Raw genomic sequence first — 14125 nt, 5'->3', positions numbered from 1 at the left:
AAGAGGACGACATGGTAACCATTCGTTTGGCACGTCACGGTGCAAAGAAGCGCCCATTTTATCAAATCGTAGTTGCGGATAGCCGTAACTCTGTAACTGGCCGTTTCATCGAGAAAGTAGGTTTCTTTAACCCTACTGCTCAAGGTCAAGAAGAAGGTCTACGTCTAGACCTAGATCGTGTTAACCACTGGGTTGGTCAAGGCGCATCTCTATCTGATCGTGTAGCTAAGCTAGTTAAAGACGCTCAAAAAGCGGCTTAATTCTTTTTTAAAGAGAAATAGCTTATGTCGATGAAGGGTAAAGAAACGATGAGCGAGCAAAATAATAGAATTGTCATGGGTAAACTTGGGTCTACCTATGGTATTCGTGGCTGGCTTAAAGTGTTCTCCTACACAGACAATGCTGAAAGCATATTTGATTACAGCCCTTGGTATTTAAACCAAAAGGGTAAGTGGGTTGAGTACAAAGTTGAGAGCTGGAAACGTCATGGCCAAGGTTATGTATGTAAGCTAGCGGGATTAGATGTTCGTGAAGACGCGCAACTGATGACTAACTTTGAAATTGCTATTGACCCTGCTTCGTTACCTGAATTGTCAGAAGATGAATTCTACTGGCGCGAATTGTTCGGTATGCAAGTTTTTACCACTAAAGGTTACGACCTTGGTGAGGTCACTGACCTATTAGAAACTGGCTCGAACGATGTTCTAGTAATTAAAGCAAATCTTAAAGATGCTTTTGGCCAAAAGGAACGGTTAGTACCGTACCTTGAAGAGCAAGTGATCAAGAAAGTTGATCGCGAAGCTCGCCGGATCGAAGTTGACTGGGATCCTGGATTCTAATTCCAAATTACAGAGCGAGAGAACACATGTGGGTTGGCATTATTAGCCTGTTTCCTGAAATGTTCCGTTCTGTTACTGATTTTGGAGTAACAGGTCAAGCGGTTAAAAAAGGTCTTTTATCTATTGAGACATGGAATCCTCGCGATTTCACTCATGATAAACATCGCACTGTTGATGATAGACCTTACGGTGGTGGTCCTGGCATGTTAATGATGGTTCAGCCTTTGCGCGATGCTATCCAAACTGCCAAGCAAGCAGCACCGGGAAAGACGAAAGTAATCTATCTTTCACCTCAAGGTCGTAAACTCGACCAGAAAGGTGTTGAAGAGTTGGCAACAAACGAGAACTTGCTTCTTATTTGTGGTCGCTATGAAGGGGTAGATGAGCGCATTATTCAATCTGAAGTCGACGAAGAATGGTCGATTGGCGATTTTGTGATGACGGGTGGCGAACTGCCAGCCATGACGTTGATTGATTCAGTCTCTCGGTTTGTTCCGGGTGTACTTGGAGATTTCGCTTCAGCAGAAGAAGATTCTTTTGCAAATGGTTTGCTAGATTGTCCCCATTATACGCGCCCTGAGGTGCTAGACGATAAAGATGTGCCATCGGTACTCAAGTCTGGAAACCATAAGGACATTCGTCGCTGGCGATTAAAACAATCGTTGGGCCGAACTTGGCTAAGAAGACCAGAGCTCCTGGAAAACCTAGCTCTGACTGACGAACAGGAACAATTACTGGCTGAATTCATTAAAGAGCAACGCTCTTAACGAAAAGCAAGCAGTAACCTATTAAATTTAGTATCAGTTTATTCTAGGAATTTATACAAATGAGCAACATCATCAAGGCTCTTGAAGAAGAGCAACTAAAATCAGACCTTCCTAAATTCGCACCAGGTGACACTGTTGTAGTTCAGGTTAAGGTAAAAGAAGGTGACCGTGAGCGTCTACAGGCTTTCGAAGGCGTTGTAATCGCTATTCGTAACCGTGGTCTACACTCTGCATTTACAGTTCGTAAGATCTCGAACGGTGAAGGCGTAGAGCGTGCGTTCCAAACTCACTCTCCAATGGTTGATAGCATCGAAGTTAAACGCCGTGGTGCAGTACGTCGTGCCAAGTTGTACTACCTACGTGAGCGTTCTGGTAAGTCAGCTCGTATTAAAGAGAAGCTTACTAAGAAGTAATTCTTTTTGCATTCTATCGATAAAAGCGGAGCCATTTGGCTCCGCTTTTTTGTGTCTGCTATTTAGAGCTGAGTAGGAAGGAGAGCCTCAATTTGCTCGTTCCTCGCACTTGAGGATGACGGACTAAAACGAAACTCACATTTAACCGTCATTCCCTAGACTGACGAAGGAAGGAGTAGGGAATCTCTATTAGTACCATGCTATATGCAATAAAAAAGGATTGACGTAAAACGCCAACCCTTCAAAATTTACTCGCTACTCGCTACTCGCTACTCGCTACTCGCTACTCGCTACTCGCTACTCGCTACTCGCTACTCGCTACTCGCTACTCGCTTAGTGTGGATCTTCCGACCAACCATCGCTATCCGACATATCCGGTGCGCCAGCGATACTGTTCTCTTCGTCTGCCCATTCTCCAAAATCAATCATCTGACATTGCTTGCTGCAAAACGGGCGATGTGGGCTTTGTTCACCCCATTCAACGTCAGCATTACATTGAGGGCATTTAACGATGGTGATTTTTTTCGACATAGTGATTCTTTATTTGGAGGTATAATAACAATGAGTTTAGGCCTGAATAAGTACTCAAGCCAAACGATAAAAGACAATTAATTAGGTGCAGATTGCTAATTCAAATTCGATGTCTTGAGTGCAGGCTTGCCCAGTTTCAAAGCTCATGAACTTAACGGCAAAACGGTTTTTATGCCCGGAGATCATCGGGTAGGCACCGTATTGCATTGGAATAGAAAGGCGAAGGATATTCGCTTCATCAGCATCGCTCTGGAAGAAGCCAGCGCGAGCAATTTGCTCTTTAAAGTGACCAGTCTCTCTGGTGAGCTTTAACCATAGTGTTAGCGCTTCATACAGAGGCTGTAGGCTATCCATCCAAGCTTTGGCATCTCGCATTCTCTTATCGAGAGGAAGATGCAGCCAATAATGCAGTGCGGGTAAATCAAAGCAGCATGAGCCACCTGGTAAATTAAAGCGTTGACGTATGGCACTCAAGAAGCGATCTTCTTTAAGTGACTGCCCAAAACGCTCCGCCTGCATCAGTTCACGATAGATATTACTAATATCGTTGAGTAGTGAAGTTAGCATCTCTTGATCGACACCTTCAACATCTAACCAGCTTTTGTAGGTTACACGCTGCTTCTCAATATCTTTTGCGAGTTCACTCTTGAGTTGGATCTGTTCGAAGATTTCAATCAGATCAAAGATGGAACGGAAAAAGAGTTGATACTGTTGAGCATCGGAAAATGTAGAAGACAAGTGCAGCTGCCTCAAGAGTGATTCAACTCTTAAGTAGATGCGTGTTTTCTCATTTAGAGGATGTTCAAATTTGTGGGTGATCATCGAGCAAACCTTCATTCAACATTATTCTATTTTGACCCATCTACAGTACTGATTGCCAGATACTTTTGATGTAAATCTGTGATTTGAAGCAAAAGTTCTTGGTTTTTAGTATGGTTTTTAATCACGTCATCTGCAACTGCTAAGCGTTGTTCTCTTGAAGCCTGTGATTTTAAAATTGATGCAACTTGTTCCCTAGAAACATTATCACGACTCATCGTACGCTCTATTTGCACTTCTGTTGGCACATCAACGATTAATACGCGATCGGCCATGCTCTGCATTTGGTTTTCAACCAATAGCGGTGCGACTAATAAACCATAAGGGGATGTGACTTTAGACAGGTCACTGTCAATTTTGTTACGGATCATGGGATGAAGCAGGTCATTGAGCCATTGTTTCTCTGTGGGATCCGAGAAGATTAACTCACGTAGCTTACTTCGGTTGAGTGCTCCATCTTCAAGTAAGATAGCCTCACCAAAATGGTCGGTAATCTGCTTTAAGCCGTCACTGCCCACTGCAACGACTTCGCGTGCAACGATATCAGCATCGACAATATCAATATTAAAATGCTCATTGAAGAGGTTAGCAACGGTGGTTTTTCCACTGGCGATACCACCGCTTAATCCGATAATGATTGCCATGGTTAAATTCCTAGTACAGAAGTGAAATACCAGCCCATGATGTCGTTGCCCCACATCAAACTCACCCAACCCGCAATCGCAAGGTAAGGTCCAAATGGAAAGGCTTTATCTATACCTTGTTGTTTCAAGCGAAGTTGAATCAATCCGAAAACTAAGCCGACAAGTGAGGATAGAAGAATGATCATTGGGAGATGTTGCCAACCAAGCCAAGCGCCAAGCGCAGCCAGAAGTTTGAAGTCGCCGTAACCCATGCCTTCTTTGCCTGTTAACAGCTTGAACAGCCAATAAACCGACCAAAGTGCTAGGTAGCCTGCCATTGCGCCAATCACTGAATCTTGAAGCGATACAGGGCTGATATTAAACAGAGCTAACGCGATACCAGACCAAACTAAAGGTAAGGTAATTTGATCAGGCAACAGCATCGTATCGAGATCGATAAAGGTTGCGGTAATCAATGCAAACGTGAAAAAAATCAGAGCGATGGCGTAGTAACTGAAACCAAAGTGGCTCGCGACTACGGTACAAAGTATCGCCGTAAGCAACTCGACTAATGGATAGCGAGCGCTAATTGGGTTAGCACAGCTATGGCACTTGCCCTTTAAGAACAACCAACTTAATACTGGAATATTGTCGATGATTCTTAATTGGGTTTTACATTTAGGACAAGTAGAACGAGGGATACTGAGATTGAACTTTCCCTCTGGTGCTGGAATTTTATATTGAGAGAAATACTCCGAGCACTCTTGTTGCCACTCTCGTTCCATCATTATCGGTAAACGGTGGATGACTACGTTGAGGAAGCTGCCGATAAGAAGGCTAAAAATAAAAGCTAATACGGGGAATAGCCAAGGATAGTAGTGAAATACTTCCATAGTGTCCTTTACCACTTAATCAAGGTGAGCAGAGGTTGGCTGCTCATGGGTGTTTAGTTGCTTTTAACTATCCTAACACACTCATAAGATTAAAGATCGGTAAGTACATCGCGACAACAAGTCCGCCAACTACGGTGCCTAAAAATACGATGATCAGTGGCTCTAGAATCTTACCTAGGTTATCGACGGTGTTGTCTACTTCGAACTCGTAAATGGAAGCGACTTTATTGAGCATATCATCAAGATTTCCGGACTCTTCACCAATCATCACCATCTGCAAAACCATCTCCGGGAAGGCATTGGTATTGCGCATTGCAATGTACATCGGCATGCCAGCAGCAGTCTCACGGTGAACCTCGATGATTGCCGATTCATAATGTAGATTACCCGCCGTTTTAGCCGTTGTTTTAAGGCTGGTTAAGATAGGAATCCCAGAACTAAAACTGGTTGATAGCGTTCGGCTGAACTTTGCAATTGATGCCTTAGTGATGACAGCACCCAAGATAGGGAAGCGTAAACCAAGACGACTGGTTGAAAGTCGAATCGAGTAAGATCGCTGACGCAGTTGCTGAAAAGACAGAATTAATAAAACAATACCGATCGCAGTATAAAAACTGTAGGCCTGCATCCAGTGGGAAAGATAAAGCACTTGCTGAGTGAACCAAGGTAAGTCTGCTCCGAAACCAGAAAACATCGATTCAAATTCCGGGATGACCATGGTTAGCATTAAGTAGGAAACGGTAAGGGCGACCGCTACAACCATTGCTGGGTAGATGAGAGCCTTTATAACCTTGGATTTTAGTTGCTCACTCTTTTCTCGATAGGTCGCCAAGCGTTCAAATACTTGTGCAAGGTTGCCGGAGAGTTCGCCTGTCGCGACCAAGTCGGTATAGAGATCATCAAAGTGGCGGCTTGCGGTTCGCATCGCTTTTGAGATTGGCGTGCCGGCTTCTACACCTTTGCAGATGTGCGATAAAATCGATTTCATTTCTGCTTTGCGGTGATTGTCTGACACTAACTTGATGGCTTGAACGATGGGCACACCAGTAGCCAACATGGTAGCCAGTTGGCGAGTAAAAATAGTGATATCTTTGGCTTTGACTCGATGGGTTAAACGAGTGATTGCTGAGATGCTTTTCTTTTTGATTTTCTTAATCTGAATATGCTGCTCTTTGAGCTTCTCTCGCACTTCTAATTCGGTGAGCGCTAAGCTCTGCCCTGATACTTTCTTGCCAGAACTATTGATTCCCTTCCAATGGTAGTTTTTTAGTTGTGATTGTTTGCTTTTACTACTCATTTTCGCTCCGTGAATTATAGGTATAGAACACGTTGTAGCTCTTGATAGCTGGTGGTGCCTTCAAGCAGTTTATCTAGTCCTGACTCTTGTAAAGTTCTCATGCCTTCCCGGCGCGCTAAGTTTTCAATGGCTAACGCGTTCGGTTTGTCAATCAGGCTGCTTTTTAGCTGCTCGCTAAACGGCATGACTTCATAAATACCGACTCGCCCTGAGTATCCCTGATTACACTCATTACACCCTTGTGAGTTGGCTTTGTAGATGATTTGGCTATTGGGAATAGAGTGGCGTAGAAATATATCAGGTGAGTCATCAGCGGCTTTACAGTGGTCGCACAATCGTCTTGCTAGTCGTTGGGCGATAATCAGGCTTAATGATGAAGCGAGGTTAAAAGGTTCTATCCCCATATGAGAGAGGCGAGTCACGGTTTCTGCTGCAGAATTGGTGTGCAGTGTCGAAAGCACTAAGTGGCCTGTTTGCGAGGCTTTGATCGCGATCTCTGCGGTTTCCAAATCACGGATCTCTCCGACCATCACCACATCAGGATCTTGTCGTAAAAATGATCGCAACGCTTCAGCGAAACCAAAGCCGATCTTAGGTGTCACTTGTACCTGATTGATGCCACACAGGTTAATTTCAACAGGATCTTCGGCTGTTGAGATGTTGCGTTCTGTAGTGTTAAGAACGCGAAGGCCAGTATAGAGAGAAACCGTTTTACCGCTGCCGGTTGGTCCGGTCATTAAGATCATCCCTTGTGGGCGTTTCAATGCATTAAGGTAGAGTGTTTTTTGATCCTCGCTGTAACCGAGCTTATCGATATCGAGATTGGCAGCGCTGCTATCTAAGAGACGCAGTACGATCTTTTCTCCCCATAATGTTGGCAGCGTCGATACACGCATATCAATCGCCAGTTCGTCGTTTAAACGTAATTTAATACGACCATCTTGAGGTAAGCGACGCTCGGCGATATCGAGTTTGGCGAGAATCTTCAAGCGCGCCGATAGACGACGACTTAAATGAGAGGCGGGCTGTTGAATTTCGACAAGGATCCCATCGCAACGTAGACGTACGCGGTAGTTTTCTTCATAAGGTTCGAAGTGGATATCCGATGCGCCTTTACGTGCTGCATCGACTAAAATCTGATTGATAAAGCGACTGACAGGGGAGTCATCTTGGCTGAGGTCTTCAATGGACGTTATCTCGTCGTCAGATATCTCAACAAGGTTGGCTAGCTCATCTTGGGTGATCTCTTTACGTTTCGAATCTTGCCCGGAAATAGAACGGCCATACAGCTTTCGTATTGCACCTTCTAGTTCAGAGTAGTTAGCGACAACCAATTCAATCTGTAATCCTGTCGCGAATCGAAAGTCGTCTTCAGCTTGTAAGTCGGTCGGATCAGCCGAGGCGAGCGTAAGAGTAGAACTAGAGACTGAAATCGGTATCGCACGATACTTAGTAATCAGTTCACGAAGTCCTAATTGTTCACACAGGGATTCGTAGTCAGTATTGGCTAATCGTACTAACGGTAAGCCGAAGATGGTTTTAATGTTGTTTGCTAAGGAATCGCCGCTGAAGAAATCCAGAACGAGTAAAGCTTCAGGTGTAGAAACACCTGAATCTTGTATATGTTCCGCAACAGCTTGTTCTTGAGTCAGGCTAAGCAAGTCAGCCTGACGAAGAACGGTTGGAAGGTTGGTGAGCATTTAATAGGTCGCAGTACAGCTGTTCGGTCTTGATTCTGAAGGGACATTTTTGGATGCACATACCCAACCTGAATCATTATTCTTTTTAAACTGAACGCTAGCAGTGCTACCTTTTAATGAGCCTTCACTAAAACCAAATGTAGCGGTCCCGCCACTGACTGCTGTAGCTAATGTTATAGAACCCAGAGCATTCATTGCTGCTGTTCCGCCAACTTTAGTAATATCTGTTGGAAATGTATTCCCATTTTCTTGTTGGTACATATCAATATTTGTAAGTAAACCTCTTACAGTAGCAGTAGCAGATGCGACTTCTGTTTTTTGGACATAGTTTTTATAAGCAGGTATTGCCACTGCAGATAAAACACCAATAATCGCCACTACAATCATTAATTCAATCAGCGTAAAACCTTTCTGATTTGTTCTTTTATTTTTGTTATTCATTGTTCTATTCCATTATTTAGTTTGTTTCAGCGCAAGCACTGGTTGATGGAAAGAATAGAAGTCGAGATGGGGAAGTGGAATGGTGTTCAGGTTTGGCCGCGAGTGGTTTCGTGTTTATTAGTGTGGTGTTTCATATGGCGCGCAAAATTATGCGACCAACTTAAATAAGTGATTGAAATATTGATAATTTAGGTAATAAAAAAGGCACTGTTATCAACAATGCCTTTGACGGAAATATATTTACTATTCAGTTGATTACGCTTTAAATCTCATGGATAGGTCCATCGCTTTTAGATGCTTAGTCAGTGCACCAACAGAGATGTAATCAACACCGGTTTCTGCGAACTCTGCGATAGTGTCTAATGTTACATTGCCTGAGTTCTCTAATGCTGCGCGGCCAGCATTGATTTTCACGGCTTCACGCATCATGTCTGTGGTGAAGTTGTCTAGCATGATGATGTCTGCGCCAGCGCTGATCGCTTGCTCTAGCTCTGCTAGGCTTTCTGTTTCTACTTCCACAGGTTTACCTGGGTTCAGCTCTTTTGCCGTCGAGATAGCTTTCTCAATGCCACCACAGGCGATGATGTGGTTTTCTTTGATTAGGTAAGCATCGAAAACGCCGATACGGTGGTTAAAACCGCCACCACAAGCGACAGCGTATTTTAGTGCGCTGCGAAGGCCCGGAATTGTTTTGCGAGTGTCTAACAGGCGGCATTCTGTGTGCTTAACTTTGTCTGCGTAGATCGCTGTTGTTGTCGCACAGCCAGATAGCGTTTGAATGAAGTTCATTGCATTACGCTCACCGGTTAATAGCGCACGTGCTGGGCCAGTTAAGCTACAAAGCGTTTGGTTTGGTTCAACCTTGTCGCCATCTTCTACGTTCCACTCGATAGTTACCTCACCGCCCAATTGCTTAAACACTTCATCAGCCCAAGCTTTACCACAGAACACACCGTGCTCACGGGTAATGATGGTAGCGCTGTTGATTGCGTCTGCTGGGATTAGACTTGCCGTAATATCAGCCGCTGGATCTAACGTTCCGCCTAGATCTTCTTTGATGGTCTCAGCCACTGAGCGAGTGATCTCGAGAGGCAGTTGCTCTTTTAAGTAGTCAAGGCGTTGGTGGCTGTTATGTGTGTTTTTCATCGCAAATCTAATCTTGAAAGGGAGTGGGAATGGAATGATACTCTTGCTTAACTTCAAATTAAAGAGGCTAGCGTGACTGCTCTATGGGTAAGGTCACATCTTATTGTGCTAGCAGAAAAGAAAGTGAGACCAAGATGACGATCAGCTTCAACGGATGGTATGACAACGCTCGGCATGTTCCTTCCCCGTATTTTGATGTTAGACCTAGCGTCTGCGATATCTCTCTGCTGGTGGTTCACAACATTAGTTTACCTCCGGGGCAATTTGGTGGACCTTACATCGAACAGTTTTTTACGGGCAAACTTGACCCAGAAGAACACCCGTTTTTTCAAGTGATTCACCAAATGGGTGTGTCTGCACACTGCTTGATTCGTCGTGATGGTGAGGTTGTGCAGTTTGTTTCGTTCCTTGATAGAGCTTGGCACGCTGGCCAGTCCAGCTTTGCCGGCCGTGAAAGGTGTAATGATTACTCGATTGGTATTGAACTGGAAGGCAGTGACTTTGTGGCTTACACCGAGCAGCAGTATCAAGCGCTTACCCAATTAACGGAAACACTGGTATCGAGCTTCCCTCAAATTACCACTGAACGAATCACAGGCCACCAATATATTGCGCCTCTGCGCAAAACCGATCCTGGCTTGGTTTTCGACTGGCAGAAATTTAAAGAAAAGCTCAAGGGCTAAGCCTCAACTTTAGATAGCCTTACTGCTGTTAGGCGTTCAATAGTCAACGCCTGGCATAATGACTTGTGAATTTTTGTTGTTGCTATGTAAAGAAAGTGGTGGAGAGGAGAGCATCAATAAATCGAGAGTGTGACGAGCTTATCAAACGCTAATTTATTAAAACTTATGAACAGAATTTCCATCCTAAATGTGCGCTTGGTTTGATTTTTAAACAAGTGGCACTAATCTTTCTGAAACAATTCATTTTTATCCTGAAACTTTCTAGCACGAAACCTCCCCAAAAGTATTACCCCTGTAAATGGTAAGACCAATTTAGTTGCTGTTTTAAATTTCATTTGTTAAATCATGGTTAATTCATGCTGTGTTCTATGATGCAGGTCAATTTTGCACTGGACAGTGGCGTTTTAATTATGTTAATTTCTGCCCAACTTAAAATTGGTATTACCAATTGTCAGCGAAGAAAAAGAAGAACAACAAACTATGGCTTATCAAAGGATTCGTCAGCCAAAACTCTCGGACGTTATCGAACAAGAGTTAGAAAGGTTGATAGTGGAAGGAACACTGGCTCCAGGGCAGCAGTTGCCGCCTGAGCGCGAACTAGCGAAACAGTTCGATGTGTCTCGTCCTTCAATCCGAGAAGCGATACAACGTTTAGAAGCAAAACGCTTGCTTACTCGCCGTCAAGGTGGAGGTACGTTTGTTAGCGAAAATATCTGGAAAAGCTTTTCAGATCCTTTGCTTAATTTGTTGTCGTCCCATTCTGAAACCCAACTAGACTTGTTGGAATCGCGTCATGCGATGGAAGGGATTTCGGCTTACTTTGCGGCATTACGTGGCACTGATGAAGACTTTGCTCGAATTCAAGCATGCCAAGAAAAAATTCACGGCGCGCAAGATAAGGGTGATATTGAAGCCGAATCTGCAGCAGTGATGGCTTTTCTTATTGCTTTAACAGAGGCAGCGCACAATGTGGTGTTATTACACATTGTTCGTAGTTTGGCTCCGTTACTCGAACAAAATGTCTTAGAAAATTTAAAGCTGTTGCATCGTCGTAAAGACGTTGTGGAGAAAGTGAGTATACATCGAGCTAACATTGTAGATGCGATCGTTTCAGGGCAGCCAGAACAGGCGCGTGAAATGTCACATTCTCATTTAGCTTACATCGAAGAAACATTGATGGATTTGACCAAAGAAGAATCGCGCCGCGAACGTTCTTTACGTCGAATTCAACAGGGTAAATAGCCGTAATACTTCGGCTATTTACGTGTTTAGTAGAATCCAACTAACAAAAAGGATAGATCGCCATGTCTGACATGAAGCATGACGTTGATGCTCTGGAAACTCAAGATTGGTTAGAAGCTCTTGAGTCAGTAGTACGTGAAGAAGGTGTAGAACGTGCACAGTTTTTACTAGAACAAGTTCTAGATAAAGCGCGTTTAGATGGTGTTGATATGGCTACAGGCATCAACACGAACTACATCAACACAATTCCAGCAGCACAAGAGCCAGCTTACCCTGGTGACGTAACTCTTGAGCGTCGTATTCGTTCGATTATTCGCTGGAACGCAATCATGATCGTATTGCGTGCTTCTAAGAAAGACCTAGACCTTGGTGGTCACATGGCTTCTTACCAGTCAGCTGCAGCGTTCTACGAAGTATGTTTCAACCACTTCTTCCGTGCTCCAAATGAGACGGACGGTGGCGATCTAGTTTACTACCAAGGTCACATCTCTCCAGGTATCTACTCTCGTGCATTCGTTGAAGGTCGTCTAACTGAAGAACAGCTAGATAACTTCCGTCAAGAAGTTGATGGTAAAGGTATCCCTTCTTACCCGCACCCGAAACTGATGCCTGAGTTCTGGCAGTTCCCTACTGTATCTATGGGTCTTGGTCCTATCTCTGCGATCTACCAAGCGCGCTTCCTTAAGTACCTTGACGGCCGTGGCCTGAAAGAAACTTCAGCGCAACGCGTATACGCGTTCCTAGGTGACGGTGAGATGGATGAGCCAGAATCACGTGGTGCTATCTCTTTCGCTGCGCGTGAGAAGCTAGACAACCTATGTTTCCTAATCAACTGTAACCTACAGCGTCTAGACGGCCCTGTAATGGGTAACGGTAGCATCATTCAAGAACTTGAAGGCCTATTCAAGGGCGCAGGTTGGAACGTTGTTAAAGTTATCTGGGGTAGCAACTGGGATTCACTACTGGCTAAAGACACGACTGGTAAGCTTCTTCAACTAATGAACGAAACTATCGATGGTGACTACCAGACATTCAAATCTAAAGATGGCGCATACGTACGTGAGCACTTCTTTGGTAAGTACCCAGAAACAGCTGCACTAGTTGCAGACATGACTGATGACGAAATCTTCGCTCTTAAGCGTGGTGGTCACGATTCTTCTAAACTGTTTGCTGCTTTCAACAATGCGAAAGAGACAAACGGTAAGCCAACTGTAATCCTAGCTAAGACTGTTAAAGGTTACGGTATGGGTGATGCAGCTGAAGGTAAGAACATTGCACACGGTGTTAAGAAAATGGACATGACTCATGTTCAACACCTACGTGATCGCCTAGGCCTAGAAGACATTCTTTCTGATGAGAAAATCACAGAGCTTCCTTACCTGAAACTAGAAGAAGGTACGCCTGAGTACGAATACATGCACGCTCGTCGTAACGCTCTACACGGTTACACGCCTGCTCGTCTTCCTAAGTTTACTCAAGAGTTCAAGGTTCCTGAGCTAGACGCATTCGCACCTCTACTAGGTGAACAGAAGCGTGATATCTCTACAACTATGGCTTATGTACGTACGCTAAATATCCTTCTTAAAGATAAGAACATTGGTAAGAACATCGTTCCTATCATCTGTGATGAAGCTCGTACATTCGGTATGGAAGGTCTATTCCGTCAGGTTGGTATCTACAACCCACACGGTCAAGAATACACACCTGAAGATAAAGGCATCGTTTCTTACTACAAAGAAGCAACGTCTGGTCAAGTTCTTCAAGAAGGTATCAACGAACTAGGTTCTATGGCTTCATGGGTTGCTGCTGCAACTTCATACAGCACAAACGATCTACCGATGATCCCGTTCTACATCTACTACTCAATGTTCGGTTTCCAACGTATTGGCGACATGGCTTGGTTAGCAGGCGACCAACAAGCTCGTGGCTTCCTACTAGGTGCTACTGCAGGTCGTACAACACTGAATGGTGAAGGTCTACAGCACGAAGATGGTCACTCGCACATTCAAGCGAACACGATCCCTAACTGTATCTCTTACGACCCAACGTTTGCTTACGAGCTAGCGGTTATCATGCAAGACGGTATCCGTCGCATGTACGGTGAGAATCAAGAGAACGTTTACTACTACCTAACAGTAATGAACGAGAACTACGCAATGCCAGCAATGCCAGAAGGCGCTGAAGAAGGCATTCGTAAGGGTATCTACAAGCTTGAATCTCACGCTGGTGCTAAGGGCAAAGTTCAACTAATGAGCTCTGGTACTATCATGAACGAAGCGCGTAAAGCCGCTGAAATTCTAAGCGAAGAGTACGGCGTAGCATCTGACGTATTCTCTGTAACGTCGTTCAACGAACTAACTCGTGACGGCCAAGCGGTAGAGCGTGACAACATGCTTCACCCAGAAGCTGAAGAGAAAGTACCGTATATCACGACTGTTCTTGGTAAAGAACCTGCAATCGCAGTGACTGACTACATGAAAAACTACGCTGAGCAAGTACGTGCGTACATGCCAACTGAGTCTTACAAAGTACTTGGTACAGATGGTTTCGGCCGTTCTGACAGCCGTGCAAACCTACGTCGTCACTTCGAAGTTAACGCTGGCTACATCGTAGTTGCAGCTCTAACTGAACTGGCTAAACGTGGTGATATCGAGAAGTCTGTAGTTGCACAAGCAATTGCTAAGTTCGATATCGACACTGAAAAAACTAACCCGCAATACGCATAAGACTG

General features: G+C 44.4%; 15 protein-coding genes. 7 read left to right on the top strand and 8 right to left on the bottom strand.

Annotation, left to right across the window (positions count from 1 at the left end; translation table 11 throughout):
• Positions 1 to 11 precede the first annotated feature (11 nt).
• Genes rpsP through rplS form a run of 4 tightly spaced genes read left to right on the top strand, consistent with a single transcriptional unit; the run spans position 12 to position 2019 of the window.
• Entirely contained in the window at positions 12 to 260 is a 249-nt protein-coding gene (gene rpsP / locus AC3CH4_RS12720; protein ID WP_004735508.1) for a 30S ribosomal protein S16, read from the top strand.
• Between the two features lie 24 nt (positions 261 to 284).
• Positions 285 to 839 carry a ribosome maturation factor RimM gene (gene rimM, locus AC3CH4_RS12715; protein ID WP_004735510.1) on the top strand — a complete coding sequence of 185 codons (555 nt, stop codon included), beginning with the start codon at positions 285 to 287 and terminating at the stop codon, positions 837 to 839.
• A gap of 26 nt (positions 840 to 865) precedes the next feature.
• Positions 866 to 1606 (top strand): tRNA (guanosine(37)-N1)-methyltransferase TrmD, encoded by a 741-nt coding sequence (gene trmD, locus AC3CH4_RS12710; protein ID WP_004735512.1) that lies wholly within the window; start codon positions 866 to 868, stop codon positions 1604 to 1606.
• Positions 1607 to 1665: 59 nt separating this feature from the next.
• The gene (gene rplS, locus AC3CH4_RS12705; protein WP_004735514.1) at positions 1666 to 2019 is read left to right on the top strand and encodes a 50S ribosomal protein L19; all 354 of its coding nucleotides are present in this window, start codon (positions 1666 to 1668) and stop codon (positions 2017 to 2019) included.
• Between the two features lie 333 nt (positions 2020 to 2352).
• On the opposite strand, the gene yacG is transcribed toward rplS, so the two are convergent.
• The 8 genes from yacG to nadC form a co-directional block, all read right to left on the bottom strand.
• A complete protein-coding gene (yacG, locus tag AC3CH4_RS12700) occupies positions 2353 to 2550 on the bottom strand; it encodes a DNA gyrase inhibitor YacG (protein ID WP_004735515.1) in 198 nt (65 codons plus the stop codon).
• Positions 2551 to 2631: 81 nt separating this feature from the next.
• Positions 2632 to 3372, bottom strand: coding sequence for a cell division protein ZapD (gene zapD, locus AC3CH4_RS12695; protein ID WP_488537291.1), 741 nt, complete (start codon positions 3370 to 3372; stop codon positions 2632 to 2634).
• Between the two features lie 26 nt (positions 3373 to 3398).
• A complete protein-coding gene (gene coaE, locus AC3CH4_RS12690; RefSeq protein WP_017087401.1) occupies positions 3399 to 4013 on the bottom strand; it encodes a dephospho-CoA kinase in 615 nt (204 codons plus the stop codon).
• Between the two features lie 2 nt (positions 4014 to 4015).
• Positions 4016 to 4885, bottom strand: coding sequence for a prepilin peptidase (locus tag AC3CH4_RS12685; protein ID WP_004735439.1), 870 nt, complete (start codon positions 4883 to 4885; stop codon positions 4016 to 4018).
• A gap of 67 nt (positions 4886 to 4952) precedes the next feature.
• Positions 4953 to 6182 carry a type II secretion system F family protein gene (locus AC3CH4_RS12680; RefSeq protein ID WP_488543032.1) on the bottom strand — a complete coding sequence of 410 codons (1230 nt, stop codon included), beginning with the start codon at positions 6180 to 6182 and terminating at the stop codon, positions 4953 to 4955.
• A 14-nt stretch (positions 6183 to 6196) separates the two neighbouring features.
• Positions 6197 to 7882, bottom strand: coding sequence for a type IV-A pilus assembly ATPase PilB (gene pilB, locus AC3CH4_RS12675; RefSeq protein WP_171330431.1), 1686 nt, complete (start codon positions 7880 to 7882; stop codon positions 6197 to 6199).
• Positions 7883 to 8323: a pilin gene (locus AC3CH4_RS12670; RefSeq protein WP_171330433.1), complete on the bottom strand. Its 441-nt coding sequence runs from the start codon at positions 8321 to 8323 to the stop codon at positions 7883 to 7885. It abuts the gene before it with no gap.
• A gap of 255 nt (positions 8324 to 8578) precedes the next feature.
• Positions 8579 to 9469 (bottom strand): carboxylating nicotinate-nucleotide diphosphorylase, encoded by an 891-nt coding sequence (gene nadC / locus AC3CH4_RS12665; protein ID WP_017079961.1) that lies wholly within the window; start codon positions 9467 to 9469, stop codon positions 8579 to 8581.
• A gap of 83 nt (positions 9470 to 9552) precedes the next feature.
• Between nadC and ampD the strand changes: the two genes are divergently transcribed.
• From ampD to aceE, 3 genes are all read left to right on the top strand, one after another.
• Positions 9553 to 10152, top strand: coding sequence for a 1,6-anhydro-N-acetylmuramyl-L-alanine amidase AmpD (gene ampD / locus AC3CH4_RS12660; RefSeq protein ID WP_237291071.1), 600 nt, complete (start codon positions 9553 to 9555; stop codon positions 10150 to 10152).
• Between the two features lie 480 nt (positions 10153 to 10632).
• Positions 10633 to 11394, top strand: a complete 762-nt coding sequence (pdhR, locus tag AC3CH4_RS12655; protein WP_004735446.1) for a pyruvate dehydrogenase complex transcriptional repressor PdhR — start codon at positions 10633 to 10635, stop codon at positions 11392 to 11394.
• A gap of 62 nt (positions 11395 to 11456) precedes the next feature.
• Positions 11457 to 14120 carry a pyruvate dehydrogenase (acetyl-transferring), homodimeric type gene (gene aceE, locus AC3CH4_RS12650; protein WP_076647675.1) on the top strand — a complete coding sequence of 888 codons (2664 nt, stop codon included), beginning with the start codon at positions 11457 to 11459 and terminating at the stop codon, positions 14118 to 14120.
• Positions 14121 to 14125: the final 5 nt, after the last annotated feature.

Source organism: Vibrio sp. QJM3NY_26 (assembly GCF_057786005.1).
The sequence above is the reverse complement of the archived record's forward strand: the minus strand, read 5'-3'. Positions and strand labels throughout refer to the sequence as shown.

Bases quoted from the DNA above. Each gene is read 5' to 3' on its own strand.
- rimM (WP_004735510.1), top strand. From the start codon at position 285: ATGTCGATGAAGGGTAAAGAAACGATGAGCGAGCAAAATAATAGAATT.
- trmD (WP_004735512.1), top strand. From the start codon at position 866: ATGTGGGTTGGCATTATTAGCCTGTTTCCTGAAATGTTCCGTTCTGTT.
- rplS (WP_004735514.1), top strand. From the start codon at position 1,666: ATGAGCAACATCATCAAGGCTCTTGAAGAAGAGCAACTAAAATCAGAC.
- pilB (WP_171330431.1), bottom strand. From the start codon at position 7,882: ATGCTCACCAACCTTCCAACCGTTCTTCGTCAGGCTGACTTGCTTAGC.
- coaE (WP_017087401.1), bottom strand. From the start codon at position 4,013: ATGGCAATCATTATCGGATTAAGCGGTGGTATCGCCAGTGGAAAAACC.
- yacG (WP_004735515.1), bottom strand. From the start codon at position 2,550: ATGTCGAAAAAAATCACCATCGTTAAATGCCCTCAATGTAATGCTGAC.
- AC3CH4_RS12680 (WP_488543032.1), bottom strand. From the start codon at position 6,182: ATGAGTAGTAAAAGCAAACAATCACAACTAAAAAACTACCATTGGAAG.
- nadC (WP_017079961.1), bottom strand. From the start codon at position 9,469: ATGAAAAACACACATAACAGCCACCAACGCCTTGACTACTTAAAAGAG.
- ampD (WP_237291071.1), top strand. From the start codon at position 9,553: ATGGGTAAGGTCACATCTTATTGTGCTAGCAGAAAAGAAAGTGAGACC.
- AC3CH4_RS12670 (WP_171330433.1), bottom strand. From the start codon at position 8,323: ATGAATAACAAAAATAAAAGAACAAATCAGAAAGGTTTTACGCTGATT.
- AC3CH4_RS12685 (WP_004735439.1), bottom strand. From the start codon at position 4,885: ATGGAAGTATTTCACTACTATCCTTGGCTATTCCCCGTATTAGCTTTT.
- zapD (WP_488537291.1), bottom strand. From the start codon at position 3,372: ATGATCACCCACAAATTTGAACATCCTCTAAATGAGAAAACACGCATC.
- aceE (WP_076647675.1), top strand. From the start codon at position 11,457: ATGTCTGACATGAAGCATGACGTTGATGCTCTGGAAACTCAAGATTGG.
- pdhR (WP_004735446.1), top strand. From the start codon at position 10,633: ATGGCTTATCAAAGGATTCGTCAGCCAAAACTCTCGGACGTTATCGAA.
- rpsP (WP_004735508.1), top strand. From the start codon at position 12: ATGGTAACCATTCGTTTGGCACGTCACGGTGCAAAGAAGCGCCCATTT.